The sequence below is a fragment of the Pseudomonas sp. NPDC089741 genome (assembly GCF_044748825.1).
Classification (GTDB): Bacteria; Pseudomonadota; Gammaproteobacteria; order Pseudomonadales; family Pseudomonadaceae; genus Aquipseudomonas; species Aquipseudomonas helmanticensis.
In genome coordinates this window covers 67971-92055 of sequence record NZ_JBIVGT010000018.1, presented here as the reverse complement: position 1 = coordinate 92055, position 24085 = coordinate 67971, and the positions used below count along the sequence as shown (strand labels likewise).

The following is a 24085-nucleotide window of genomic DNA, read 5'->3' as shown; positions in this document are numbered from 1 at the left end:
CATGAAGCGCAATTGGATCTGGGCATTGCCGTTGCCTTTGTTGTTGGGTGGCTGCAGCGCTCTGCTGCACAGCGAATACCGTCAACCGGAAGTCAAGACGCCGGCCTTCTGGTTTGGTGACGCATCCCGTGAGCGCTCATTGAGTGTGCGAGAGCGATGGTGGGAAACGTTTGGTGATCCACGTCTGAACGCCTTGGTCGACGACGCCCTAGCGCGCAATAACGATCTTGCAGTTGCTGCGCTCAGAGTGCGTCGGGCAGCGCTTCAGGCAAGACTCACCGGCACCAATATCACGCCCGATCTGGACGTGGGGGCGGGGGCGGACTGGAGCGGGAATCTACATCGAGACAACTCAAGTCAGCGTCGATTCTCCACGAGTTCGTCGGTGCGTTACGAAGTCGACTTGTGGGGGCGGCTGGCGAGTACGCGTGATGCCGCGCAATGGGCGCTATTGGCGACCGACTTTGACCGGCGTGCCAGTGCGCTGAGCCTGGTGGGTACGACAGCGCGCCTGTATTGGCAGATCGGCCTGTTCAACGAACTGGCCCGGTCTGCACGGGAAAGTATCCGGTACGCCGAACAGACGTTGCAACTGGTGCAGTCCCAACGTCTGGCGGGTGCGGCGACCGGACTTGAAGAGGCGCAAGCCGAGCAGGTCCTGGCCACGCAGCGTGCTGTATTGAGCGACTATCTGCAGCAACTTGAAGTGGCGCGCAACGCGCTGGCCATTATCTTCGATCAGGCGCCCGAGCATCGGTTTGCAGAACTTGTGCAATTACCTTCGGCGACGTTGGCGAGTGTGCCGGCAGGCTTGCCGGCTGATCTGGTTGATCGACGCCCGGATCTGCAGGCGGCTGAATGGCGATTACGCCAGGCGCTGTCGAACTATGACGCAACGCGTGCCAGTTTCTATCCTTCGTTCACGCTGACGGGCGGTCTGACGACTGGCGGTAGTCGAGAGTTGAGCCAAGTGCTCAATAACCCTGTCGGTCTATTGGGTGTAGGTATCAGTCTGCCGTTTGTGCAATGGAATGTTCGCAAGTACACAGTGGGTATATCGGCGGTGGACTATGAGGCGGCGATAATCGATTTTCGCCAGAGCCTTTATATCGCTCTGGCGGAAGTTGAAAATGCGCTGTCGGCGCAAGTGCAGTTTGCTGATCAGGGGGTACGGCGAGAGCAAGCTCTGGTCGCCGCAATGAAAGCCGAAGGGTTGGCCGAAATTCGTTATCGCAGCGGGCAAACGGGTATCAAGGAGTGGCTGGATCTACAAGAGAGCCGTCGTGCCGCGCAAATTTCGCTGGCGCAGAATCGCTTCGAGCGACTGAAGGCACAAATGGGGTTGTACCTGGCGCTGGGCGGAGGCTTCGCGCGTTAATTTATTGTGCAGACAAACGTTAACTTGTTGGAACGTTATTTTTATTAAGGAAGATTGTGTCGCGTGTCTGGTTTTAGTTAGCGTATTTTTTTGATTTGGGTCAATGGTTTATATGCAATTAAGGTTGTAGGTTTTTGCGTGTTTGTTGGTTTTTTTGAGTTTATTTAATTAATAAATAATTTTGGTTGTGAGAGTTTTCGTTATTGTTTTTAGTTGTTTCGCAATGTAAGGTGCGCGCTCTTTCGTCAGGGTCTTGATGAAGGGTTGAGTGTTCGGTTGCAACACTCTTACTGCTGTCTCTGGTTGTGTCGGCAAGATGATGAACTATGAAGTTATTGCGCTGACGGCCGTTTGAGACGTTTATTTGAAATGGAGATCGTTATGTCGCTGCGTATTGGTTTTGGTCTGACTTTGGCCGCAAGTTTGCTGTTGGGCGCAGTCGTTGTTCAAGCTGCTCCGGCTTCCTGGTGGCTTTATGAGTCGGCTTCGACCGGCCGTACTATGTGCAGCAACGTTCCGCAAGCCAGTGGCTGGGTTCGTGTTGCCGGTCCTTTCAACAACGGCGGCTGCCGTCGGTAAGTACCGATAGGGAGGCTCCTTCTGTGAAGGGGCCTTTTTTGTATCTGCTGAAACCTGTTCGTTAGAGCGTTGGTGTTTGGCAGACAAAAGAAAACCCCCGACAAACCAGAAGTCTGTCGGGGGTTTTCTTTTGTCTGGAGCAATCAGGCGTCTCGCAACGCCTGACTCCGCTCAGCTTATTGGCAAGCTTCGCAATCCGGCTCGTCAATCGCGCAAGCCTTTGGCACTGGCGCCGGACCGGCAGGTGCTGCCAGAACCGAATCGTCGCCGTGGTTGCCGCCGCTGGAAACAGCATTCAGCTTGCCGGTGTTGATGGTCGACTTCTCGGTGCTGGTCGCGGCCAGGGCACGGAGGTAGTAAGTGGTTTTCAGACCACGGTACCAGGCCATGCGGTAGGTCACGTCGAGCTTCTTGCCCGATGCACCAGCGATGTACAGGTTCAGCGATTGGGCCTGGTCGATCCACTTCTGACGACGGCTGGCCGCGTCAACGATCCACTTGGTGTCCACTTCGAACGCGGTCGCGTAGAGCTCTTTGAGTTCTTGCGGGATGCGCTCGATCTGCTGAACCGAACCGTCGTAGTACTTCAGGTCGTTGATCATGACCGAGTCCCACAGACCGCGAGCCTTGAGGTCGCGAACCAGGTACGGGTTGATCACGGTGAATTCGCCCGACAGGTTCGATTTCACATACAGGTTCTGATAAGTCGGTTCGATCGACTGCGATACGCCAGTGATGTTGGCGATGGTCGCGGTCGGTGCGATGGCCATGATGTTCGAGTTACGAATGCCTTTCTGTACACGGGCGCGAACCGGTGCCCAGTCGAGGGATTCGTTCAGGTCGACATCGATGTACTTCTGGCCACGCTGCTCGATCAGGATCTGTTGCGAATCCAGCGGCAGGATGCCTTTGGACCACAGCGAGCCCTGGAACGTCTCGTAGGCACCGCGCTCATCAGCCAGGTCGCAGGAAGCCTGGATCGCGTAGTAGCTGACCGCTTCCATCGACTTGTCGGCGAACTCGACGGCAGCGTCGGAACCGTAAGGGATGTGCTGCAGGTACAGCGCGTCCTGGAAGCCCATGATGCCCAGACCGACCGGACGGTGCTTGAAGTTGGAGTTCTTCGCTTGTGGCACCGAGTAGTAGTTGATGTCGATAACGTTATCGAGCATGCGTACTGCGGTGTTCACGGTGCGTTCCAGCTTGGCGGTGTCCAGCTTGCCGTTGACGATGTGGTTCGGCAGGTTGATCGAGCCCAGGTTGCAAACGGCGATCTCGTCCTTGTTGGTGTTCAAGGTGATTTCGGTGCACAGGTTCGAGCTGTGAACCACGCCGACGTGCTGCTGCGGGCTGCGCAGGTTGCACGGGTCTTTGAAAGTCAGCCAAGGGTGGCCGGTTTCAAACAGCATGGAGAGCATTTTGCGCCACAGGTCTTTGGCCTGGATGGTCTTGAACAGTTTGACCTTGCCCGGGTATTCGGTCAGGGCTTCGTAGTACTCGTAGCGCTCTTCGAAGGCTTTACCGGTCAGGTCGTGCAGGTCCGGAACTTCGGATGGCGAGAACAGGGTCCACTTGCCGTCATCGAAGACACGATTCATTAACAGGTAAGCGATCCAGTTGGCAGTGTTCATGTCGTGGGTACGACGACGATCATCACCGGTGTTCTTGCGCAGCTCGATGAACTCTTCGATGTCCATGTGCCAGGTTTCCAGGTAAGCACAGACAGCGCCTTTGCGCTTGCCACCCTGGTTAACGGCTACCGCGGTGTCGTTCACCACTTTCAGGAACGGAACCACGCCTTGCGACTTGCCGTTGGTGCCCTTGATGTACGAACCCAGTGCACGCACCGGCGTCCAGTCGTTGCCCAGGCCACCAGCGAATTTCGACAACATGGCGTTGTCGTGGATCGCGTGGTAGATGCCCGACAGGTCATCCGGCACGGTGGTCAGGTAGCAGCTCGACAGCTGTGGACGCAGAGTACCGGCGTTGAACAGTGTTGGCGTCGACGACATGTAGTCGAAGGACGACAGCAGGTTGTAGAACTCGATCGCACGGTCTTCTTTGTTCTTCTCTTCGATCGCCAGGCCCATGGCCACGCGCATGAAGAAGATCTGCGGCAGTTCGAAACGCACGCCATCCTTGTGGATGAAGTAACGGTCGTACAGGGTCTGCAGGCCCAGGTAGGTGAATTGCTGATCGCGCTCGTGGTTGATCGCCTTGCCCAGTTTTTCCAGGTCGAAGGAGGCCAGCACAGGGTTCAGCAGTTCGAACTCGATACCTTTGGCGATGTAGGCCGGCAGCGCCTTGGCGTACAGGTCGACCATTTCGTGGTGAGTGGCGCTTTCGGCCACACCGAGGAAGCCCAGGCCTTCGGCACGCAGGGTGTCCATCAGCAGGCGGGCGGTCACGAACGAGTAGTTCGGCTCGCGCTCGACCAGCGTACGGGCGGTCATCACCAGAGCGGTGTTGACGTCGGTCAGCGCTACGCCGTCGTAGAGGTTTTTCAGGGTTTCACGCTGGATCAGGTCGCCGTCGACTTCGGCCAGGCCTTCGCACGCTTCGGTGACGATGGTGTTCAGGCGGCCCATGTCCAGCGGCGCCAGGCTGCCATCAGCGCGGGTGATGCGGATCGACGGGTGAGCGTTGACCGCTTCTTCCGCCGGGGCGTGGGCAGCGCGTTCTTTCGAACGACCGTCACGATAGATCACGTAGTCGCGCGCCACTTTCTGCTCGCCGGCACGCATCAGGGCCAGTTCAACCTGGTCCTGGATTTCTTCGATGTGGATGGTGCCGCCCGATGGCATGCGACGCTTGAAGGTCGCGGTGACTTGTTCGGTCAGGCGCGCAACAGTGTCGTGGATTCGCGACGAAGCGGCAGCAGTGCCGCCCTCAACTGCGAGAAACGCTTTGGTGATAGCGACGGTGATCTTGTCATCGGTGTAAGGAACGACAGTGCCATTACGCTTGATCACGCGCAGTTGACCAGGCGCGGTGGCTGCCAGATCCGAAGTCGAATCGGCGGCCTGCGGCAAGGTTCCCTGCGGGTTCTCGCGAGTTGTGTCGGTTTGCATGGGGGGTGATCTCCACATTCTCTATGTTTGTTTGGGCACCATCATGGTGCCCACCGTTCTGGCCAGAAGCACTACAACCGACGGGCGTCGGGCATAACAACTTCGGACCAGTAGGAAAAAGGCTAATGACGCCGCGTCCCTGCCGAAGTTTTTGGCTGCGAGCCAAGGCTCGAGCCTGGTTCCTTCCCGGGTGACAGTAATGACTGCAACACCCGTACCGTTTCGGTCGTTTCCGAGCTAAAAAACGGTGCCATCCGCAAGTGCGGTTTGGGCTTCAGAAAACTTGCTTGGTTCAACCGGAAACCGGCAATAAATCGCTTGAGTTTCAGGTCTGAAATGTGGTTGGGCGTTTGAGTCGAAAACCCTATATGTAGGGTTTTTTTTGCGCCGTGCTACAAGATAATGCGTTTTGAGGGGTGTTGCAACGTACTACCTGTGGATAAACCTGTGCGTAAATTGTGTAAGAAAGGTCGAATTCTCGTGTAGGCCGCGAACCTGCTGAGCTAGACCGTTTGTCACCGATTTCTCACCGGGAAAAACGCTTCAGCGGATTTTTAAGGGCGCGAACCCTACCACAAAAAACCGCCGTGTCCGAACGCATTTACCGACTTGTGTTCTGGCTGTACGCCGTTTATACAATCGGGCCATGTGAACGCATTCTTATCCTCCCGAAACATGACAAAAAGACGGGAGGATCCCTGTAGGAGCTGCCGAAGGCTGCGATCTTTTGATCTTGAAAAAACAAAATCACAAGATCGCAGCCTCGTTTCACTCGTCAGCTCCTAAAGGGGATCGTGTGTATTCGGGCAAGCGCCTTCTTCTATTAATAAAAACAGCAAGCAGAGGTCACCGGTGGAGCAACAAGCCTTTCAGGTTTTGATCGTCGAGGATGACCAGCGACTGGCCGAACTCACGCGCGACTACCTGCAAGCCAATGGACTGCGCGTCGACATTGAAGGCAACGGCGCGCTGGCGGCGGCACGCATCATCAAGGAACAACCGGATCTGGTGGTCCTCGACCTGATGTTGCCCGGTGAGGATGGCCTGAGCATTTGCCGCAAGGTGCGCAATCAATTCGACGGGCCGATCCTGATGCTCACCGCGCGCACCGACGATGCCGACCAGATTCAGGGCCTCGACCTCGGCGCCGACGATTACGTCTGCAAACCGGTGCGTCCACGATTGCTGCTGGCACGAATTCAGGCGTTGCTGCGCCGCAGTGACAGCGCCGAGCCAGTCGCGGAAAAATCCCGCCGGTTGCAATTCGGCCCGTTGGTGGTCGACAACGCCTTGCGCGAAGCCTGGCTGAGCGACACCGGCATCGAGTTGACCAGCGCTGAATTCGACCTGCTCTGGCTGCTGGTGTCCAACGCCGGGCGGATTCTCTCGCGCGAAGAAATCTTCACCGCCCTGCGCGGCATTGGCTACGACGGCCAGGACCGCTCGATCGATGTACGCATCTCGCGGATCCGCCCGAAAATCGGTGACGACCCCGATCATCCGCGCCTGATCAAGACCATTCGCAGCAAAGGTTATCTGTTCGTCCCTGAAGCCTGCGTAGACCTGTCGCTGTGAATTCGATCTTCCTGCGCATCTACGGCGGCATGTGCGCAGCGCTGATTCTGGTGGCGGTGCTCGGCGTCCTGGCGTTGAACCTGCTCAATCAGGTGCGCAGCGAGCAATACCGCGAGCGCCTGGCCCACGGCACGTTTTCGCTGATGGCGGGCAACCTGCAACCGATGAACGAGACCGAGCGCCATCGGGCGCTGCTGGTGTGGGAACGTCTGCTGGGGATTCCGCTGGCGCTGAAGAAAATTTCCGAGACCGATCTTGATCTGTCCCAGCGCACCCGCGTGCAGCGTGGTCAGGCGCTGGTCGAGCAGACCGGGCCGCACGCGGCCAAGGTCTATCGAATGGTCAGCGACAAGGAACAACTTGTGCTCACGGGCGAGGTGCAGCAGATCAGTGAGCAGTTGGCCCGCGCGACTATTTATCTGCTGGCCGATGAACTGGTGCGCGTGCCGGTCGGCGAACAGCCGAAACGTCTTGCGCAGATAAAGGAAGAAAAAGGCTTTGGTTTTGACCTGCGGCTGGTCACGGTGAACGATGCCGACATGGACGAAGACCAGAGCCGTCGCGTGGCAGAAGGCGACACGGTGATGGCGTTGGGCAAGGGCGGCGACTCGATCCGCGTGTTTGCCGGCATGGTCGGCACGCCGTGGGTGCTTGAGATCGGCCCGCTGTACCAGATGAATCCGTACCCGCCGGAATGGCTGGTGCTGATTGCTGCGCTGGGGCTGAGCTTGATCGGCCTGATCGTTTATCTGTTGGTGCGCCAGCTCGAGCGACGTTTGCGCGGCCTCGAAGCGGCGGCCACGCGGATCGCCAAAGGCAGTCTGGAAACCCGTGTGCCGGCGCGCGGTGCCGACTCGGTCGGGCGTCTGGCCTCGGCGTTCAATGGCATGGCCGAACACTTGCAGCAGTTGCTGGCGATCCAGCGTGAACTGGTGCGCGCGGTGTCCCATGAATTGCGCACACCGGTGGCGCGTCTGCGTTTCGGCCTGGAGATGATCGGCTCGGCGACCACCCCGCAAGCGCTGGAGAAGTACCGCGAGGGCATGGATCACGACATCGAAGACCTCGATAAACTGGTCGACGAAATGCTCACCTATGCGCGACTGGAGCAGGGCTCGCCGGCGCTGACGTTCCAGCGGATTGATCTGGATGCGCTGGTCAATCAGGTGATCGAAGAGCTGGCGCCGTTGCGCGCCGAGGTCACGGTGCAGCGCGGTTTGTGTTTGTCTGCCGCGGATAACGACGATGCCTGGGTCGAAGCCGAGCCGCGTTATCTGCACCGGGCGTTGCAGAACCTGGTGAGCAACGCGATGCGTCATGCGCGCTCGAACGTGACGGTGAGTTATCAGGTCGGGCAGTTGCGCTGCCGGGTCGATGTTGAAGATGACGGCCCGGGTGTGCCTGAGGTGGCGTGGGAACGGATCTTTACGCCGTTTCTGCGTCTGGATGACAGCCGCACTCGAGCGTCGGGCGGGCATGGTCTGGGGTTGTCGATTGTGCGGCGGATCATTCACTGGCATGACGGCCGGGCGATCATTGGCAAGAGCAAGAGTTTGGGTGGGGCGTGTTTTAGTTTGAGTTGGCCGCGGAATCAGGAGCGCCGTTGAGAGGTGTGGTGGTTTTGCTGGCCTCTTCGCGAGCAGGCTCACTCCTGCATTTGGAATGCGTTCCCCTGTAGGAGTGAGCCTGCTCGCGATGGGGTCAGCGGCCACCCTAAAAATCCTCAGGCTTTAATGCTGACCAAACTCAACAACTGCCCATCCCGCACCCCAAACTGCGCATCCAGCTCCGTCCCGCTGCACCACTGCGCAGACAAATCCGTCAGCAGCCGCAACCGAACCTCACCCGCCTCAGTCCACTCCAGCACTTCAGCATGCTCGAAATAAAAGCGCTGCTGCACAATCGGGTACAGCGCCTTGAACAAGCTCTCTTTCACCGAAAACGTCAGCGTCACGCAAAGTGCGAGTTGCTCCGGCGAGCCGGCAGCCATGCGCTGCATTTCTGCCGGGGTGAGAATTTCCCCGGCCAGACGCTCGGCGCGCTCGCTGCCGAGAATATTCTCCAGGTCCATACCCAAACCGCGCCAATGCTGTTTGTTTGCGACAATCGCCGCCGCACGCCCGGTGCTGTGGGTGATCGAGCCGCAGATGTGCGATGGCCAGACCGGCGCGCGATCTTCACCGATCGCCGGCACCACGCTCGAACCTTCCAGTTGTTGCAATGCTGCACGGGCGCAGATACGTCCGGCGAGAAACTCGGCCTGTCGCTTGGCCACCGAACGTTGAATGCTCGGCGGCGGCTCGATGGCGCTACGGCGAAAGTCATCGCCCAGCAATTGAGCCGGATCGAAGTGGGTGCTGCGCAGCACGGTATCAGGCAACACCGTCGGCAACGGCCAGTGGCTGTCGAGCGCGGTGCAGCAGGCGGGCAGGGCGGGGGTGAGATTCATGGCGGGCATTTTGCCGTTTAGTCGAGCCGAGGTCGAGATTGGCGGTGAAGCTATCGCGAGCAGGCTCACTCCTACAATTGAAATGCGTTCCCCTGTAGGAGTGAGCCTGCTCGCGATGGCCGCGCCGCGGTGTCGCTGATTAGCTGAAGATTTTCTGGAAGAACGCTTTCATGTCCGCCCAGGATTTTTCATCGGCCGCCTTGTTGTAACCGATGTCTGGGCCGCCGTGGTCGCCATGGCTCAGGCGATCGGCGTCCGGATTGGTAAACCCGTGCTTGGCGCCATCGAGGCTGACGAATGTGTAGTCAGCGCCAGCCTTGTCCATCTCCGCTTTGAATGCGCTGACGTTGGCCGGGGTGACCATGCTGTCCAGCGCGCCATGCTCGACCAGAACTTTCGCCTTGACGCTGCCAGGCGTCGCCGGGGTATTGGTCGCCAGCGCACCGTGGAAACTCACCACGCCGGCCAGCGGCTCACCCTGACGCGCCGCATTCAACACCACGCCACCGCCAAAGCAGTAACCGATAGCGGCGATTTTATTGACGTCGGTCTGTGGCTGTTTCTTCAGCAAATTCAGCCCGGCGTCAAACCGTTTGCTGGAGGCTGCCGCGTCCGCCGTCGCCGCCTGCATGAACGCCATCGCATCTTTCGGGTGTTCGGTGTTCTTGCCTTCGCCGTACATATCGATTGCCAGCGCGCTGTAGCCGAGCCCGGCGAGATCGCGCGCGCGGCGCTTGGCGTAATCGTTCAGGCCCCACCATTCATGCACCACGACCACGCCGGGGCGCGCGCCTTTTATGGCGTCGTCATAGGCGTAGTAACCGATCAGTTTCGTACCGTCGGCACTCTGGTAGGGGATTTCTTCAGTCTTGATCGCAGCCTGGGTGAGGCTGCTGATCGCCAGCAACGTGAGGGCGAGGAACAGGCGCATGGTCGGGTGTCCTTATCGAAAAGTGTTCAAAACAGCCTAGTCGATTTGATTCAGGTCAGGTTCAGAGAGCGTTCAGGGGAGGTACAGGGGCAGGTCAGTAACCTTGCGTCATACCCAAACAGCACTGTGAAAGAGGAAATACTCATGACTCGTTTTAACAAACTGCTGCTGGCATTTACCTTGTTAGGCTCCAGCATCGCGGCCAACGCCGACGACACAACCAATTTCGCCGGCCTGACTTTCGGCCAGACCAGCGACAAGATCGATAAGTCCCGCGCACTGAATGACAACCTCGGTCACCCGAATGCCACAGGCGCCATCGACGGCAACAACACCTACGGCGTACGCCTCGGTCAGCAAAACAGCCAAGGTCGCTACTACGCCACCTACGATAATGTGTCGGGCTCGCACAATGGCATTAAACTGCGCCAGGAAAACCTGCTGGGCAGCTACGATCTGTTCTATCCGGTGGGCGGCAGCACCAAGCTGTTCGGTGGCGCCACGGCCGGTTTGACCAAGCTGACGCAGGATTCGCCAGGCTACAGCCGCGACAGCGATATCGGTTACGCCGTCGGCGGCCAGTTCGGTGTGTTGCAGCAAGTCTCGCAGAGCACTTCGGTCGAACTCGGTTACCGTTACCTGATGAGCAATGCCAGCACCGAGATGAAAGAGAGCGGCGGCAGCAAACAAGGCTCGCTGGATTTGACCAGCAGCGCGCAGACTTACCTGTCGGCCAACTACTATTTCTAAGGAGCGACAGCGAAATCATTGTGGGAGCGGGCTTGCTCGCGAAGGCGCCGGATCAGTCAATATCTACATTGACTGATCCACCGCTTTCGCGAGCAAGCCCGCTCCCACAGGTGTGTTTTTGGAGATGCTGATTTACCCGGGAGAGTGTTATGAAACTGTTGGTCGTCGAAGATGAAGCGCTGTTGCGCCATCACCTGCAAACCCGCCTGACGGAAAGCGGTCACGTGGTCGAGTCCGTGGCCAATGCCGAAGAGGCGCTGTACCAGACCGGGCAGTTCAACTTTGACCTGGCGGTGATCGATCTTGGCTTGCCGGGCATGGGTGGCCTCGACCTGATTCGCCAACTGCGCTCGGGCGGCAAGACCTTCCCGATCCTGATCCTCACTGCGCGCGGCAACTGGCAGGACAAGGTCGAAGGCCTCGCCGCCGGCGCCGACGACTACGTGGTCAAGCCGTTCCAGTTCGAAGAGCTCGACGCGCGCCTGAATGCCTTGCTGCGCCGCTCCAGCGGTTTCACCCAGTCGACCATCGTCGCCGGCCCGCTGCTGCTCGACCTCAACCGCAAACAGGCGACGCTCGACGAGCAACCGCTGGCGCTGACCGCCTACGAATACCGCATCCTCGAATACCTCATGCGTCATCACCAGCAAGTGGTGCCCAAGGATCGCTTGATGGAGCAGCTCTACCCGGACGACGACGAGCGCGATCCAAACGTGATCGAAGTGCTGGTCGGCCGCCTGCGCCGCAAACTCGAAGGCCCGGCCGGGTTCAAACCGATCGACACCGTGCGCGGCCTCGGTTACCTGTTCAATGAGCGCTGCACTTGATTCGTTCGCTTCGCGTTCGGCTGATGCTCGCCGCCACCACGTTGGCGGTGTTGTTCATGCTCGCCTTGCTCCCGGCGATGCAGGGCGCCTTCAGCCTCGCGTTGCAGGACTCGATCGAACAGCGGCTGGCCTCGGACGTCACCACGCTGATCTCTGCCGCACGTATAGAAAACGGCCGGCTGGTGATGCCCAATCAGTTGCCGGATGAGCGTTTCAACCTCACTGACTTCCGCCTGCTCGGCTACATCTACGACCGTGAAGGGCATCTGGTCTGGCGCTCGAAAGCCACCCAGGAAGAGCAGATCAATTACAAACCGCGCTACGATGGCCTCGGCAACGAGTTCGCGCGGATCCGCGAGGTCAACGGTCAGGAATTCTTCGTTTACGACGTTGAAGTCAAACTGCTTGGCGGCAAAAGCGCGGCGTTCAGCATCGTCGCCCTGCAACCGGTGCGCGAGTACGAAACCACCCTCGAAGGCCTGCGCGAAAACCTCTACCTCGGGTTTGGCGCAGCATTGCTGGTGCTGCTGGCGCTGTTGTGGATCGGCCTGACCTGGGGCCTCAAGGCCTTGCGCCAACTCAGTCAGGAACTCGACGAAATCGAAGGTGGCACCCGCGAAAGCCTCACCGAGCAACACCCGCGTGAACTGCTGCGCCTGACCGGCTCGCTCAACCGTTTGCTGCTCAGCGAACGCCAGCAGCGCAGCCGTTATCGCGACTCGCTCGATGATCTGGCGCACAGCCTGAAAACCCCGTTGGCGGTGTTGCAAGGCGTCAGTGAAGACATGGCCCAGCGCCCCGAAGACCGCGATCAGGCGTGGGTGCTGCAAAGTCAGATCGAGCGCATGAGCCAGCAGATCAGCTATCAACTGCAACGCGCGAGCTTGCGTAAAAGTGGTCTGGTGCGCCATCAGGTGCGTTTGCAACCGGTGCTGAAAAGCCTCTGTGACACGCTGGACAAGGTCTACCGCGACAAACGTGTGCGCGTGGCGTTTGATCTGCCGGAGCATTGCTATGTGCCGATCGAGCAGGGTGCCTTGCTGGAGATGATGGGCAACCTGCTGGAAAACGCCTATCGCCTGTGTCTGGGTGAAGTGCGCATCAGTGTGCGTGAATCTCTGGCCGGGATTGAGCTGTGCATCGAAGACGACGGCCCAGGCGTGCCGCCGGATCAGCGCGCGCGGATTCTGGAGCGCGGCGAACGGCTGGATGCCCAGCATCCGGGACAGGGGATCGGGTTGGCGGTAGTCAAGGACATCATCGAAAGTTACAGCGCCAAACTGGCGCTGGGGGATTCACCGATGGGTGGGGCGGCGTTCCGGATTCATTTTCCGGCGGTTTAGGTGTTGGCCTTTCTGGCCCTATCGCGAGCAGGCTCACTCCTACAGGGGGAACGCATTTCAAATGTAGGAGTGAGCCTGCTCGCGATGGCGTCAAAGAGAGCACCGCAAGCTTCAAAAATGCCTCACTGCTCCTGCGCCCGATAAGCCCCCGGCGTCAGCCCCGTCCACTTCTTGAACGCCCGGTGAAACGCCGACGGTTCAGAGAACCCCAACTGCTCGGCAATCTGTTGCAACGACAGATCCGCCCGCCCCAGATGGTAGATGGCGATATCCCGCCGCAGCTGATCCTTCAACTCCTGAAAACTCGTGCCTTCCTCGCGCAAATGCCGGCGCAGCGTCTGCGGGCTGATGTGCATATGCGCCGCGACCGCTTCCAGATCCGGCCAGCGCGCACTGTCGCGGCTGAGCAAACGGCGCAGGCGACTGCTCAGGCTGTCGCCGTCGTCCGGGCGTGAGAGCAGGTCGGCGGGCGAGCGTTCGAGGAAGTGTTTGAGCGTGCGTTCATCCTGCAACAACGGCATATGCAGGTAACGACTGTGAAACAGCAGGCTGCTCTGTTCGGTGCCGAAGGTCGTCGGGCAGGGGAACAGCAGATCGTACTCGGCGCCATGCTCCGGGCGCGGGTAACTGAATGTCGCCTGTTCGAGGCGAATCCGCTGGCCGATCAGCCAACTGCCGAGGCGATGCCAGATCACCAGCAGGCTTTCCGTCAAAAAGTGATCCGGATCCCACAATGGCGAATCGTCGAGGCTCAAACGCACCCATTCGTCTTCGCGGCTCAGGGTCAGGCGCGGGGCTGCGGGGAATAGGCTATAAAACAATAAACCGCGTTGCAGTGCCTTCTCCAGATTGCGGCAGTGAATCGAGGCGTGGCACATCATCGCGAAGCTGCCGGGTTTGCTCGGTGCATTGCCGAAACCCAGATACTCGTCGTCCAGCGCCAGCCACAGGCCCTGGATCAAGCGGGTGAATTGTTCCGGAGCGAGGCGCGCACGCGGCTCGTCAAGCAACTCCGGGCTGATGCCCAGTTGCACCAGCAACTCCGAGTAGTCGAACTGCAGGCGCCGCGCGCCACCGAGGGCAGCACGGGCGAAATGACTGGCAATGGTGCGTTCGCGCATAAGCGGCAGATCCTTCCTCAGGCGCTGGATGGTAGCCGGGGGTGACAGGGCGCAACAAGGCGGATTTCCGCCAAATTGTAGGACGAGATCAAGCAACTTGGCGGAAATCCGCCACACTCAAGTCACCAGTGGGTGACGGAAAAGAACCTGCAGCCCCTGATATCAAAAGGCTTGCAGCGAAATGCACCAAAGTGGCACGGCGTTTGCGATATGAGCGACAGAAGCGTGCGTTGATCCTGTCCGGACAGCGCCGCTCCAACAACAAATCCCTCCAGTGCAGGAGGGTTCGCAATTCAGGTTTCGCGGCCAACAGATGGATGTTGCTACGCGGGACTCTTGAGGAAACTTGCAATGACGACTCGTCAGCCACTGTACAAATCCCTGTATTTACAGGTGATCGTCGCAATCGTTATCGGTATCGCGCTCGGTCACTACTACCCGCAGTTCGGTGTGGCCGTAAAGCCGCTGGGTGACGGGTTCATCAAACTGATCAAAATGATCATCGCCCCGATCATTTTCTGCACCGTGGTCAGCGGCATCGCCGGCATGCAAAGCATGAAGTCGGTCGGCAAGACCGGCGGCTACGCACTCCTGTATTTCGAAATCGTTTCGACCATCGCGCTGCTGGTCGGTCTGGTTGTGGTCAACGTTGTGCAACCGGGCGCCGGCATGCACATCGACGTCGCCACCCTTGACGCTTCGAAAGTCGCTTCTTATGTAGCGGCTGGTGCTGACCAAAGCGTGGTCGGTTTCCTGCTCAACGTGATCCCGACCACCATCGTCGGCGCGTTCGCCACCGGTGACATCCTGCAAGTGCTGATGTTCTCGGTGATCTTCGGTTTCGCCCTGCATCGCCTGGGTGCTTACGGCAAGCCGATCCTCGACTTCATCGATCGCTTCGCCCACGTGATGTTCAACATCATCAACATGATCATGAAGCTCGCGCCAATCGGTGCCTTCGGTGCCATGGCCTTCACCATCGGTGCCTACGGTGTCGGCTCGCTGGTGCAGCTGGGTCAACTGATGATCTGCTTCTACATCACGTGCCTGTTGTTCGTGCTGATCGTGCTTGGCGGTATTGCGCGCATGCACGGTTTCAGCGTGCTGAAGATGATCCGTTACATCCGTGAAGAACTGCTGATCGTCCTCGGCACCTCGTCGTCGGAATCGGTGCTGCCACGCATGCTGATCAAGATGGAGCGTCTGGGCGCGAAGAAATCGGTAGTGGGTCTGGTGATCCCGACCGGTTACTCGTTCAACCTCGACGGTACCGCGATCTACCTGACCATGGCCGCCGTGTTCATTGCTCAGGCAACTGACACGCACATGGACATCACTCACCAGATCACGCTGCTGGTGGTGTTGTTGCTGTCCTCCAAAGGCGCAGCCGGTGTCACCGGTTCGGGCTTCATCGTGCTGGCAGCGACCCTGTCGGCGGTAGGTCACCTGCCGGTGGCCGGTCTGGCGCTGATCCTCGGTATCGACCGCTTCATGTCCGAAGCACGCGCACTGACCAACCTGGTGGGCAACGCCGTTGCGACCATCGTGGTTGCCAAGTGGGTGAAAGAGCTGGACACCGACACGCTGCAAGCCGAGCTGGCCTCGGGCGGTCGCGGTATTGCTGATACCCGTCCGGAAGATGACCTGGGTGTGGCTGAAGGCCCAACTCCGAGCAGCGTCAAGTAAGTAAAAAAGCCCTTGTGGCGAGGGGATTTATCCCCGTTGGGTCGCGAAGCGGCCCCTTCTGAAGATAAGAGAAGGGGCCTGCTGCGCAGTCCAACGGGGATAAATCCCCTCACCACAGGGTTTTTTATTGCCTGCGATTTGAGCGTTACGGTCACTGTTGCTGACACATCGGGTGATTGCTGTATGCGGCACGGCTGCCTAGGCTGCTTGCATCGCTCAAGGAGTTTGCCCATGTCCGCACCGCTGGCCTCACTGAAGATCCTCGATTTTTCGACCCTGTTGCCGGGGCCGTTCGCTTCGCTGTTGCTGGCGGACATGGGCGCCGACGTGCTGCGCATCGAATCGCCGACGCGCATGGATTTGTTGCGCGTGTTGCCGCCGCACGATGGCGGGATATCGGCCAGTCACGCCTACCTCAATCGCAACAAGCGCAGCCTGGCGCTGGACCTGAAACAGCCCGAGGCGCTGGCAGTGGTCAAGCAGTTGCTCGCTGATTACGACATCGTCCTGGAACAGTTTCGCCCCGGGGTAATGGAGCGATTGGGCCTGGGGTATGAGGCGCTGAAGGCGATCAACCCGAAGCTGATTTACGTGTCGATCACCGGCTATGGGCAGACCGGCCCGTACAAGGATCGCGCCGGGCATGACATCAACTATCTGGCGCTGGCGGGCCTCTCCAGTTACACCGGCCGCGCCGACAGTGGGCCGTTGCCTTTGGGCATGCAGGTGGCGGATGTTGCCGGTGGTTCGTTGCACGGCGTGATCGGCTTGCTAGCGGCAGTGATTGCGCGTCAGCAAACCGGGCAGGGCACGCATCTGGACGTGAGCATGACCGACTGCGCGTTCAGTCTGAATGCCATGGCCGGCGCCGGCTATCTAGCCTGCGGCGCGGAGCCTGGCTGGGAAGACCAGATGCTCAATGGCGGCAGCTTCTACGATTATTACCGTTCGCGGGATGGCCGCTGGATGTCTGTCGGCAGCCTGGAGCCGGCGTTCATGCAACAGCTGTGTGCCACGCTCGGTCGGCCGGAATTGGCGGCGCAAGGGTTGTCGCCGAAACCTGAGCAACAGCGGGCGCTGAAGGAGGCGTTGAAGATCGAGTTTGAACGGCATGACTTTGCTGAACTGTGCGAGATGTTTGCCGGGATCGATGCGTGTGTCGAGCCGGTGTTGAATTTGAGTGAGGCCGTGCGCCATCCGCAATTGCAGGCGCGTGAACTGGTGACGCAAGTGCCGCGCGGGGATGGCACGACGCAGGCGCAGATGGCGTGTCCGTTGAAATTTTCCGAGGAGTTACCGGCGCCACGGCATGTCGGGGCGGTGTTGGGGCAGCATACGGATGAGGTGTTGGCAGAGTTAGGATTTAGTGTTGAGCGGGTTGCTGAATTGCGTGCGGCAAAAGTGGTGGGGTAGATGCAAAAGATCGCAGCCTTCGGCAGCTCCTACAGGGGTATGCAATCTCATGTAGGAGCTGCCGAAGGCTGCGATCTTTTGATCTTTATTCCACCCGCATCTCACCACTAAAGACCAAGGTATTGCGGCAACTACGACACAAATACCGCCGTCCCTGCCGCACCAGTCCATGGCGCTGCGCCGAAAAGGGAAAATCACTGTCCGCGCACGGGCATTTGTAGATATAGCGCGTCACGCTGCGGCGCTTGATTGCGTAGGTGTGGCAGCGATCCGGCGGCAGTTCGTACACCCCGCGCATGATCAATTGCCATTCTTCGCCATGCGGCTGAATGCGCTCGCCGAACAATTGATGGGCGATCAGGTGCGCGACTTCGTGGGCCACGGTCTGCTTGAGGAAATGCTCGGTGTTTTCCCGGTACAGCTGCGGATTGAAGCGCAGCAGGTTCTCGTGCAAATGCGCGACACCGGCTTTTTGCCCGCGCAGCTTGAGGCTGACGACAGGACGTGGGAAGGAACGTTTGAAAAAGGCTTCAGCGAGTTGGTAACAGTCTTCGACGCGGGTATTGAGTTGCTCGGGCATGCTTGATGGATCTCCAGAGACCATGAGTATGCCGCAACGCCCCGGACTTGCGAATCGTCGAGCTGCCGAATGGTCATCCGGAAACGAGAAGGCCGCCTTGCGGCGGCCTGAATGGGCAGATGTGGTTTTTCTCGGCCGGTCAGTTCGTATACACAGGGCCTACGCCCAGGCCCCAGACAATCACGGTAAACGCCATGATGGCGACCAGCACCACCAGACCCACCGCCAGCACCGAGCTGGAAAACAGAAAACCTTCGTCCGATGGAATGTTCATGAACGTCGGCAGCCCCACGTACAGCAGATAAACCGTGTAACAGATGGCCGCCGTGCCGACGATCATCCCCAGCCACATATGTGGATACAGCGCCGCCAGCCCACCGACGAACAATGGTGTCGCGGTGTAGGTAGCGAACGCGACGCAGCGCGCCAGGCTTGGGTTGGCGTCATAAGTGCGCGCCATCCAGTGCACGAAAGCGCCCATCACCGCGACGCCGCCGAGCATCGCCAGGTAGGACATGACGGTCATCCAGACGGCGCTTTCAACAGTGAGCATCACTGGCGAGCGACTACCGATCACCCAGCCGACCTGTGTGGTACCAATGAACGCCGAGACAGCGGGAATCGCCGCCAGAATCAGCGTGTGTGTCAGGTACATGTGGCTGATGCTTTCCTCTTGGTCGCCACGGATTTCCTTCCATTCCTGATCGGGGTGGGTAAAAAGTCCCACTACGTGATGGATCATGCCAGTCACTCCTCTTGTTATTGCCATCGCCCCCCAACGGAGCGCCTACGGGCCAAGGTGGCCGAGCAAATACAGGTCTTCAGATGTGTGCGACCTTATGACGCAGTATAGAAAGGACTTACCCGCACAGGTATTAGGGGCTTAGAGCAAATCGCGCTGTAAACACGGGGCTTAATCGCCTTGGGGTCTTGCCGGTAAGGCATTTTTGATGCTTGAAATACTTTTGTGGCGAGGGGATTTATCCCCGTTCGGCTGCGCAGCAGTCGCCAAACCATTCACCGCGCAGTGTCAGGCAATACGAGTTCTCAGGTTTTGGGGCTGCTTCGCAACCCAACGGGGATAAATCCCCTCGCCACAGGTGCTTCGCGCATTCGGGGTTTTTGCGTAAAATGCCGGCCTTTCGTCACACCTCACGGATTTCGCGTCATGGGCACTCTTACGGTCAACCAGAACAAACTGCAAAAGCGCCTGCGCCGCCTGGCCGGCGAAGCGGTCGCCGATTTCAACATGATCGAAGACGGCGACAAGGTCATGGTCTGCCTGTCCGGGGGCAAGGACAGCTACACCATGCTCGACGTGCTGCTGCACCTGCAGAAGGTTGCACCGATCAAGTTCGAGATCGTCGCGGTGAACATGGACCAGAAGCAGCCGGGCTTCCCCGAGCACGTGCTGCCGGCCTATCTGAAAGAGCTGGGCGTCGAGTACCACATCGTCGAGAAAGACACCTACTCGGTGGTCAAGGAATTGATTCCGGAAGGCAAGACCACCTGCTCGCTGTGCTCGCGCCTGCGTCGCGGCACGTTGTACACCTTCGCCGACGAAATCGGCGCGACCAAGATGGCCCTCGGTCATCACCGTGACGACATCGTCGAGACGTTCTTCCTCAACATGTTCTTCAACGGCAGCCTGAAAGCGATGCCGCCGAAGCTGCGCGCCGATGACGGCCGCAACGTGGTGATCCGTCCGCTGGCGTACTGCAACGAGAAAGACATCCAGGCGTATTCGGACCTCAAGGAATTCCCGATCATCCCGTGCAACCTCTGCGGTTCGCAGGAAAACCTGCAGCGTCAGGTGGTCAAGGACATGCTCCAGGACTGGGAGCGCAAGACCCCGGGTCGAACTGAAAGCATCTTCCGCAGTCTGCAGAACGTCATCCCGTCGCAACTGGCCGACCGTAACCTGTTCGACTTCACCAGCCTGAAGATCGACGAGACCGCGGCTTCGCGCTTCGTCAACATCGTCAATCTGTAAACCCATTTCAAATGTGGGAGCGAGCCTGCTCGCGAAGAGGGAGTATCAGTCAACAAATCAGTTGAATGACACACCGCTTTCGCGAGCAGGCTCGCTCCCACATTGGTTTCTTCGCTTCATTCAATAGGAGAGGGCATGCGCGATTACAAGTGGCTGCACGAATACTGTCTGAACCGCTTCGGTTCGGCAGCTGAACTGGAAGCCCATCTGCCCGTTCCCAAGACTCCGGCACAACTGCGCAAGATCAGCGACGACCGCTACCTCTCGACCATTGCCCTGCGCGTGTTTCGTGCCGGCCTCAAGCACAGTCTGGTCGACGCCAAGTGGCCGGCCTTCGAAGAAGTGTTCTTCAAGTTCGATCCGGAAAAAGTCGTGCTGATGAGTGCCGAGCATCTCGAACGCCTGATGCAGGACGCACGGATCATCCGTCATCTGGGCAAGCTCAAGAGTGTGCCGCGCAATGCGCAGTTCATTCTCGATGTCGAGAAGGACAAAGGCAGTTTCGGCGCGCTGATTGCTGACTGGCCGGTGACCGATATCGTCGGTTTGTGGACCTACCTGAAAAAGCACGGCCATCAACTCGGCGGGCTGTCGGCACCACGCTTTTTGCGCATGGTCGGCAAGGACACATTCGTGCCGAGCTACGACGTGGTCGCGGCGCTGAATGCGCAGAAGATCGTCGACAAGGTGCCGACCAGCCAGCGTGATCTGGCGATTGTGCAGGACGTGTTCAACCAGTGGCATGAACAAAGCGGCGGGCGGGCGATGAGCCAGATTTCGATGATGCTCGCGTACACCGTCAACCATTGAATAGCAAAAGATCGCAGCCTTCGGCAGCTCCTACAGGGGAATGCATTCCAAATGTAGGAGCTGCCGAAGGCTGCGATCTTTTCCATCAGGCGACGGCGATTTCGCCCTCGCCAGCCAATTTGCGATTCAACTGATACCGCCACCGCACATACAACAGCGCCGAGCAGAACACCGCCAGACTCGCGACCATCTCCAGCACCCCAAACAACTGCCGATTCGGGTCATACGCCGCCAGTGCGCCTTTGATGAAGTACAGATTCACCACAAAACACATCCACGAATGCCCGCGCGCGCTGCCCATGATCATCGCCGGGGCGAGGACAATCCACGGGATCAGTTCGACCAGCAGAATCACCCACGGCCGCGCGCCGTGCAGGTCGGCGAAGACCAGGTAATAAGCGGCGAGCAAACCGGCCAAGGCGAAAAAACTCAGCAGGCTGATTACCCGCATGGCCTTGACGCGTGGCGCCAGCCATTCGACGGAAGGCAAAATCTTCGGCTTCTTCGCCACTGTCAGCCCTCCAGTTTTTGCGCAGTCTTGGCCAAGCGCAGGCCGAGGGCGCGACACAGCGCCACTTCGTGCTGATCCAGACCTTTTTTACCGTCAGCCCCGGCGTGATGACTGGCGCCATAAGGCGTGCCGCCACCCTGGGTTTCCAGCAGCGCCGATTCGCTGTAGGGCAGGCCGGTGATCAGCATGCCGTGGTGCAGCAGCGGCAGCATCATCGACAGCAGAGTGGTTTCCTGGCCGCCGTGCAGGCTGGCGGTGGAAGTGAACACGCCGGCCGGTTTGCCGACCAGAGCGCCGGTCAGCCACAGGTTGCTGGTGCCATCGAGAAAGTATTTCAGCGGCGCCGCCATGTTGCCGAAACGTGTCGGGCTGCCGAGTGCCAGGCCGGCGCAGTTCTTCAGGTCATCGAGGGTGGCGTACAAGGCGCCTTCATCCGGAATCTCTGGCGCTACCGCTTCGCACTCGGTGGAGATCGCCGGTACGGTGCGCAGGCGCGCTTCGAGGCCGGCCTGTTCGACGCCGCGCGCAATCTGCCGCGCCATCTCGTTGGTCGAGCCGCTGCGGCTGTAATACAGCACCAGAATGTACGGCGCGCTCACGGCAGCAACTCCAGGATATTTTCCGGCGGACGACCGATCACGGCTTTGTCGCCGACTTCGAGAATCGGTCGCTCCATCAGTTTTGGATGCGCGGCGATGGCGTCGATCAATTGCGCTTCGCTGAGGCTGTCGTCAGCCAGCTGAAGCATTTTGTATTCATCTTCTCCAGTGCGCAGCAACTGGCGCGCGCTGATCCCGAGTTTGCCCAGCAGGACCTTGATTTGCGCTGCATTCAGCGGGGTTTCGAGGTAACGCACGACGTTTGGCGTCAGGCCGCGGGCTTCAAGAAGTTCCAGCGCACCGCGGGATTTCGAGCAGCGCGGATTGTGATAAAGCGTCAGATCGGTCATGGCGGGTCGCTTCTGGCGTAAAGTGGCGGCTATTCTAACTGTGCAGCGCGCAATCCAGAACCGTCAGAGGCGATGGGTCGCAGGCGCTTTCAAATTTTCACAAGGGACACGACATGACACGGCGATTGGCAGCGGCATTGACGATTATCGGGGCGTTGATGCTGGGGGGCTGCGGCAACGATTACGGGATCGACCAGAACGGCCAGAAAGTGGCGTCCGAGCGTCTGGACAAGCAATGGGTGGTGCTCAACTACTGGGCCGAATGGTGTGGCCCGTGCCGCACGGAAATTCCCGAGCTTAACCATCTGGCGGATGAGCTGAAGAGCAAGAATGTCGGGGTGTTCGGGGTCAATTTCGACAACGTGCAGGGTGCGGAACTGAAGGAGGCCAGCGAAAAACTCGGCATCAAGTTCACCGTGCTGGCGCAGGATCCTGCGGAGTTGTTTGACGTGCCGCGCAGTGAGGCCTTGCCGGTGACCTACATCATCGACAACAAGGGCAAGGTGCGTGAACAGTTGATGGGCGAACAGACGGCGGCGGGAGTGCTGGCCAAACTCGAAGCGTTGCAGGCGGCCCAATAGGTCGTTAGTGGAAGAAAAGATCGCAGCCTTCGGCAGCTCCTACAGGGTATACACGATCCATGTAGGAGCTGCCGAAGGCTGCGATCTTTTGCGGTTCAACCCTCTTCCAGCCACCAGCGCAGCGGCTTGCCTTCAGCCGGCCAGAAGCGCATCTGCTCGATCGGCGAGATGTCCCAGCGCTCGACATGTTCCAGCGCCTGCAGAAAGCGTTGTTCCTGTTCCATCAGCGCTGGTGCACAGAGCTTGCGGGTCTTGCCGATCTTGCCGAAGGTCAGTTTGTCACCGTCCAGCGTATACGGCGCGAACCAGTGGTTGCAGCCGCCGTTGCCGTAGGCGCGACCATCATCGCCGAGGGTCACGGTCAGATGGCTGTAATCCATCAATGGCCGTTCGCCAATCCACTCCAGAATGTAGCTGCGGTTCTGTTGCAGTTGCACAGGCTCCGCCACGCAACCGACCAGACCGACACTGACCAAAGCGGTCAGGGCAAGGCGTTTCATCATGCCGGCTCCTGGCATTTCGGGCACAGGTGCTTGTCGCCAAGTGTGTTCCAGCCCAGTTCGGCGATGCGCGCAGTGGCCGCCGGTTTTTCTGCGGTTTTGCCCAGTTTGGCATCGACCGCAAATTCAAAGCTCAGCTCTTTGGCGCAGCTGTCGCAGTTGACCTGCCAGGTGTGGATCGCCAGTTCGCCGAATACCGGGCCGGTGGTCATCGCGGTCCATTGGCCCGGCGGGTTGATCAGGTGGCGGACGGTTTCGACGGTCAGGCGCATGGACAAGTCCTTGCTGCCTTTAAGGGTCACCAGCAGGGCGTCACCGATGCGAATCGAACCACCGTTGCCGGTGACCTGATAGCGGCCCGGAACGAGGGCGCGGCATTCGGTGAGGGTGTGTTGCGGGTTCATCAGGGTGTAGCGGAAATCGTGTTCGACCATGGGTCCTCCAAATATGCGCGACATGCTAGCACGGGCTCGATTGCAGGATGATGCGCGCTTGCGACCTTCGATCCGGTTCAAATCGACAGGCGCTCATGGCAAACTGCCGGCCTCGACTCTGAAGGAACGGAACATGGCGCTGATCGAATGTTATGAATGCAAGCGGAGCATCAGCTCCGAAGCCTTGGTGTGCATTCATTGTGGGGCGCCGATGGCCGAGCATATCGCTCACGCAAAGAAATTCGCGGCACCGGCAACGGCTCAGTCTTCGACGATTTCTTTCGGCAGCCTGCCGCGCAACAAGTCAGTCCCCGAGGCCGTGGCGCCAGCCCCTGCGCCGGAGCCTCTGCCGAAAGTCATGCCGGCAGCGGTGGGGCGTCGGCGCCGGCAGGCAACCGAGCAACCGGCACCAGCGTTTCAAGCGCAGGCCAACGCCGATGGCAGCCGCCCGGTAGAGGGCTGGCTGAAGATCATGGTGTTTCTGTTGCCGATGATGTTCGTCTGGTTTCTGCTGCGCAGCGGTCACTCGATGAAGCAGCGCTTTTTCGGCTTTGGCTGGCTGGCGCTGTTGATCCTCGCGTCGACGCTGTCACCAAAGTAAACC

Annotated in this window: 24 protein-coding genes; 13 read left to right on the top strand and 11 right to left on the bottom strand. The window is 59.2% G+C overall.

What is annotated here, in order from left to right:
- Nucleotide 1 precedes the first annotated feature (1 nt).
- Together ACIPZE_RS18140 and ACIPZE_RS18135 are read left to right on the top strand one after the other, a co-directional pair.
- Entirely contained in the window at nt 2–1378 is a 1377-nt protein-coding gene (locus ACIPZE_RS18140; RefSeq protein WP_400774351.1) for an efflux transporter outer membrane subunit, read from the top strand.
- Nucleotides 1379–1759: 381 nt separating this feature from the next.
- Nucleotides 1760–1957: a hypothetical protein gene (locus ACIPZE_RS18135; RefSeq protein ID WP_096818055.1), complete on the top strand. Its 198-nt coding sequence runs from the start codon at nt 1760–1762 to the stop codon at nt 1955–1957.
- A gap of 176 nt (nt 1958–2133) precedes the next feature.
- Here the strand turns inward: ACIPZE_RS18135 and ACIPZE_RS18130 are convergent, their stop codons facing one another.
- Entirely contained in the window at nt 2134–5028 is a 2895-nt protein-coding gene (locus ACIPZE_RS18130; RefSeq protein ID WP_400774348.1) for a ribonucleoside-diphosphate reductase subunit alpha, read from the bottom strand.
- 852 nt (nt 5029–5880) lie between these two features.
- On the opposite strand from ACIPZE_RS18130, the gene ACIPZE_RS18125 reads away from it, so the two are divergent.
- Together ACIPZE_RS18125 and ACIPZE_RS18120 are read left to right on the top strand one after the other, a co-directional pair.
- A complete protein-coding gene (locus ACIPZE_RS18125; protein WP_283439154.1) occupies nt 5881–6603 on the top strand; it encodes a response regulator in 723 nt (240 codons plus the stop codon).
- Nucleotides 6600–8210 (top strand): ATP-binding protein, encoded by a 1611-nt coding sequence (locus ACIPZE_RS18120; RefSeq protein ID WP_283439153.1) that lies wholly within the window; start codon nt 6600–6602, stop codon nt 8208–8210. The genes ACIPZE_RS18125 and ACIPZE_RS18120 overlap by 4 nt, the downstream gene beginning before the upstream one ends.
- 116 nt (nt 8211–8326) lie before the next feature.
- Here ACIPZE_RS18120 and ACIPZE_RS18115 read toward each other — a convergent pair whose 3' ends face one another.
- Nucleotides 8327–9052, bottom strand: a complete 726-nt coding sequence (locus ACIPZE_RS18115; protein WP_400774345.1) for a 4'-phosphopantetheinyl transferase — start codon at nt 9050–9052, stop codon at nt 8327–8329.
- A gap of 139 nt (nt 9053–9191) precedes the next feature.
- Entirely contained in the window at nt 9192–9983 is a 792-nt protein-coding gene (locus ACIPZE_RS18110) for a dienelactone hydrolase family protein (protein WP_400774343.1), read from the bottom strand.
- 144 nt (nt 9984–10127) lie between these two features.
- Here ACIPZE_RS18110 and ACIPZE_RS18105 point away from each other — a divergent pair, with 144 nt between their 5' ends.
- The 3 genes from ACIPZE_RS18105 to ACIPZE_RS18095 all read left to right on the top strand — a co-directional run bounded on the left by ACIPZE_RS18105 (nt 10128) and on the right by ACIPZE_RS18095 (nt 12903).
- A complete protein-coding gene (locus ACIPZE_RS18105; RefSeq protein WP_400774341.1) occupies nt 10128–10733 on the top strand; it encodes a hypothetical protein in 606 nt (201 codons plus the stop codon).
- Between the two features lie 149 nt (nt 10734–10882).
- Nucleotides 10883–11560, top strand: a complete 678-nt coding sequence (locus ACIPZE_RS18100; RefSeq protein WP_008079190.1) for a response regulator transcription factor — start codon at nt 10883–10885, stop codon at nt 11558–11560.
- Nucleotides 11557–12903, top strand: coding sequence for an ATP-binding protein (locus ACIPZE_RS18095; RefSeq protein WP_129395091.1), 1347 nt, complete (start codon nt 11557–11559; stop codon nt 12901–12903). Before ACIPZE_RS18100 ends, ACIPZE_RS18095 begins: the two co-directional genes overlap by 4 nt.
- Nucleotides 12904–13025: 122 nt before the next feature.
- On the opposite strand, the gene ACIPZE_RS18090 is transcribed toward ACIPZE_RS18095, so the two are convergent.
- Nucleotides 13026–14024: an AraC family transcriptional regulator gene (locus ACIPZE_RS18090; RefSeq protein WP_400774339.1), complete on the bottom strand. Its 999-nt coding sequence runs from the start codon at nt 14022–14024 to the stop codon at nt 13026–13028.
- A 351-nt stretch (nt 14025–14375) separates the two neighbouring features.
- Here ACIPZE_RS18090 and ACIPZE_RS18085 point away from each other — a divergent pair, with 351 nt between their 5' ends.
- Together ACIPZE_RS18085 and ACIPZE_RS18080 are read left to right on the top strand one after the other, a co-directional pair.
- A complete protein-coding gene (locus ACIPZE_RS18085; RefSeq protein ID WP_129395089.1) occupies nt 14376–15710 on the top strand; it encodes a dicarboxylate/amino acid:cation symporter in 1335 nt (444 codons plus the stop codon).
- Between the two features lie 231 nt (nt 15711–15941).
- Nucleotides 15942–17123, top strand: a complete 1182-nt coding sequence (locus ACIPZE_RS18080) for a CaiB/BaiF CoA transferase family protein (RefSeq protein WP_400774336.1) — start codon at nt 15942–15944, stop codon at nt 17121–17123.
- 85 nt (nt 17124–17208) lie between these two features.
- Here ACIPZE_RS18080 and ACIPZE_RS18075 read toward each other — a convergent pair whose 3' ends face one another.
- Together ACIPZE_RS18075 and ACIPZE_RS18070 are read right to left on the bottom strand one after the other, a co-directional pair.
- Nucleotides 17209–17703, bottom strand: a complete 495-nt coding sequence (locus tag ACIPZE_RS18075) for a SprT family zinc-dependent metalloprotease (protein ID WP_283439147.1) — start codon at nt 17701–17703, stop codon at nt 17209–17211.
- A gap of 139 nt (nt 17704–17842) precedes the next feature.
- Nucleotides 17843–18445 carry a Yip1 family protein gene (locus ACIPZE_RS18070; protein WP_129395086.1) on the bottom strand — a complete coding sequence of 201 codons (603 nt, stop codon included), beginning with the start codon at nt 18443–18445 and terminating at the stop codon, nt 17843–17845.
- 426 nt (nt 18446–18871) lie between these two features.
- Between ACIPZE_RS18070 and ttcA the strand changes: the two genes are divergently transcribed.
- The gene (ttcA, locus tag ACIPZE_RS18065) at nt 18872–19696 is read left to right on the top strand and encodes a tRNA 2-thiocytidine(32) synthetase TtcA (RefSeq protein ID WP_129395085.1); all 825 of its coding nucleotides are present in this window, start codon (nt 18872–18874) and stop codon (nt 19694–19696) included.
- Nucleotides 19697–19831: 135 nt separating this feature from the next.
- The gene (locus ACIPZE_RS18060) at nt 19832–20506 is read left to right on the top strand and encodes a DNA-3-methyladenine glycosylase I (protein WP_400774332.1); all 675 of its coding nucleotides are present in this window, start codon (nt 19832–19834) and stop codon (nt 20504–20506) included.
- Between the two features lie 85 nt (nt 20507–20591).
- Here ACIPZE_RS18060 and ACIPZE_RS18055 read toward each other — a convergent pair whose 3' ends face one another.
- The 3 genes from ACIPZE_RS18055 to arsC are packed head-to-tail and all read right to left on the bottom strand — an operon-like array spanning nt 20592 to nt 21966.
- Nucleotides 20592–21017, bottom strand: coding sequence for a DUF2069 domain-containing protein (locus tag ACIPZE_RS18055; protein ID WP_283439145.1), 426 nt, complete (start codon nt 21015–21017; stop codon nt 20592–20594).
- A 2-nt stretch (nt 21018–21019) separates the two neighbouring features.
- The gene (gene wrbA / locus ACIPZE_RS18050) at nt 21020–21616 is read right to left on the bottom strand and encodes an NAD(P)H:quinone oxidoreductase (RefSeq protein WP_283439144.1); all 597 of its coding nucleotides are present in this window, start codon (nt 21614–21616) and stop codon (nt 21020–21022) included.
- Nucleotides 21613–21966 carry an arsenate reductase (glutaredoxin) gene (gene arsC / locus ACIPZE_RS18045; RefSeq protein ID WP_283439143.1) on the bottom strand — a complete coding sequence of 118 codons (354 nt, stop codon included), beginning with the start codon at nt 21964–21966 and terminating at the stop codon, nt 21613–21615. Before arsC ends, wrbA begins: the two co-directional genes overlap by 4 nt.
- A 113-nt stretch (nt 21967–22079) precedes the next feature.
- Here arsC and ACIPZE_RS18040 point away from each other — a divergent pair, with 113 nt between their 5' ends.
- The gene (locus ACIPZE_RS18040) at nt 22080–22547 is read left to right on the top strand and encodes a TlpA disulfide reductase family protein (protein ID WP_400774327.1); all 468 of its coding nucleotides are present in this window, start codon (nt 22080–22082) and stop codon (nt 22545–22547) included.
- A 95-nt stretch (nt 22548–22642) separates the two neighbouring features.
- Here ACIPZE_RS18040 and ACIPZE_RS18035 read toward each other — a convergent pair whose 3' ends face one another.
- Nucleotides 22643–23047 (bottom strand): META domain-containing protein, encoded by a 405-nt coding sequence (locus tag ACIPZE_RS18035; RefSeq protein WP_400774324.1) that lies wholly within the window; start codon nt 23045–23047, stop codon nt 22643–22645.
- Nucleotides 23047–23481: a hypothetical protein gene (locus tag ACIPZE_RS18030; RefSeq protein WP_400774322.1), complete on the bottom strand. Its 435-nt coding sequence runs from the start codon at nt 23479–23481 to the stop codon at nt 23047–23049. Before ACIPZE_RS18030 ends, ACIPZE_RS18035 begins: the two co-directional genes overlap by 1 nt.
- A 133-nt stretch (nt 23482–23614) precedes the next feature.
- Here ACIPZE_RS18030 and ACIPZE_RS18025 point away from each other — a divergent pair, with 133 nt between their 5' ends.
- Entirely contained in the window at nt 23615–24082 is a 468-nt protein-coding gene (locus ACIPZE_RS18025; RefSeq protein WP_400774319.1) for a hypothetical protein, read from the top strand.
- Nucleotides 24083–24085: the final 3 nt, after the last annotated feature.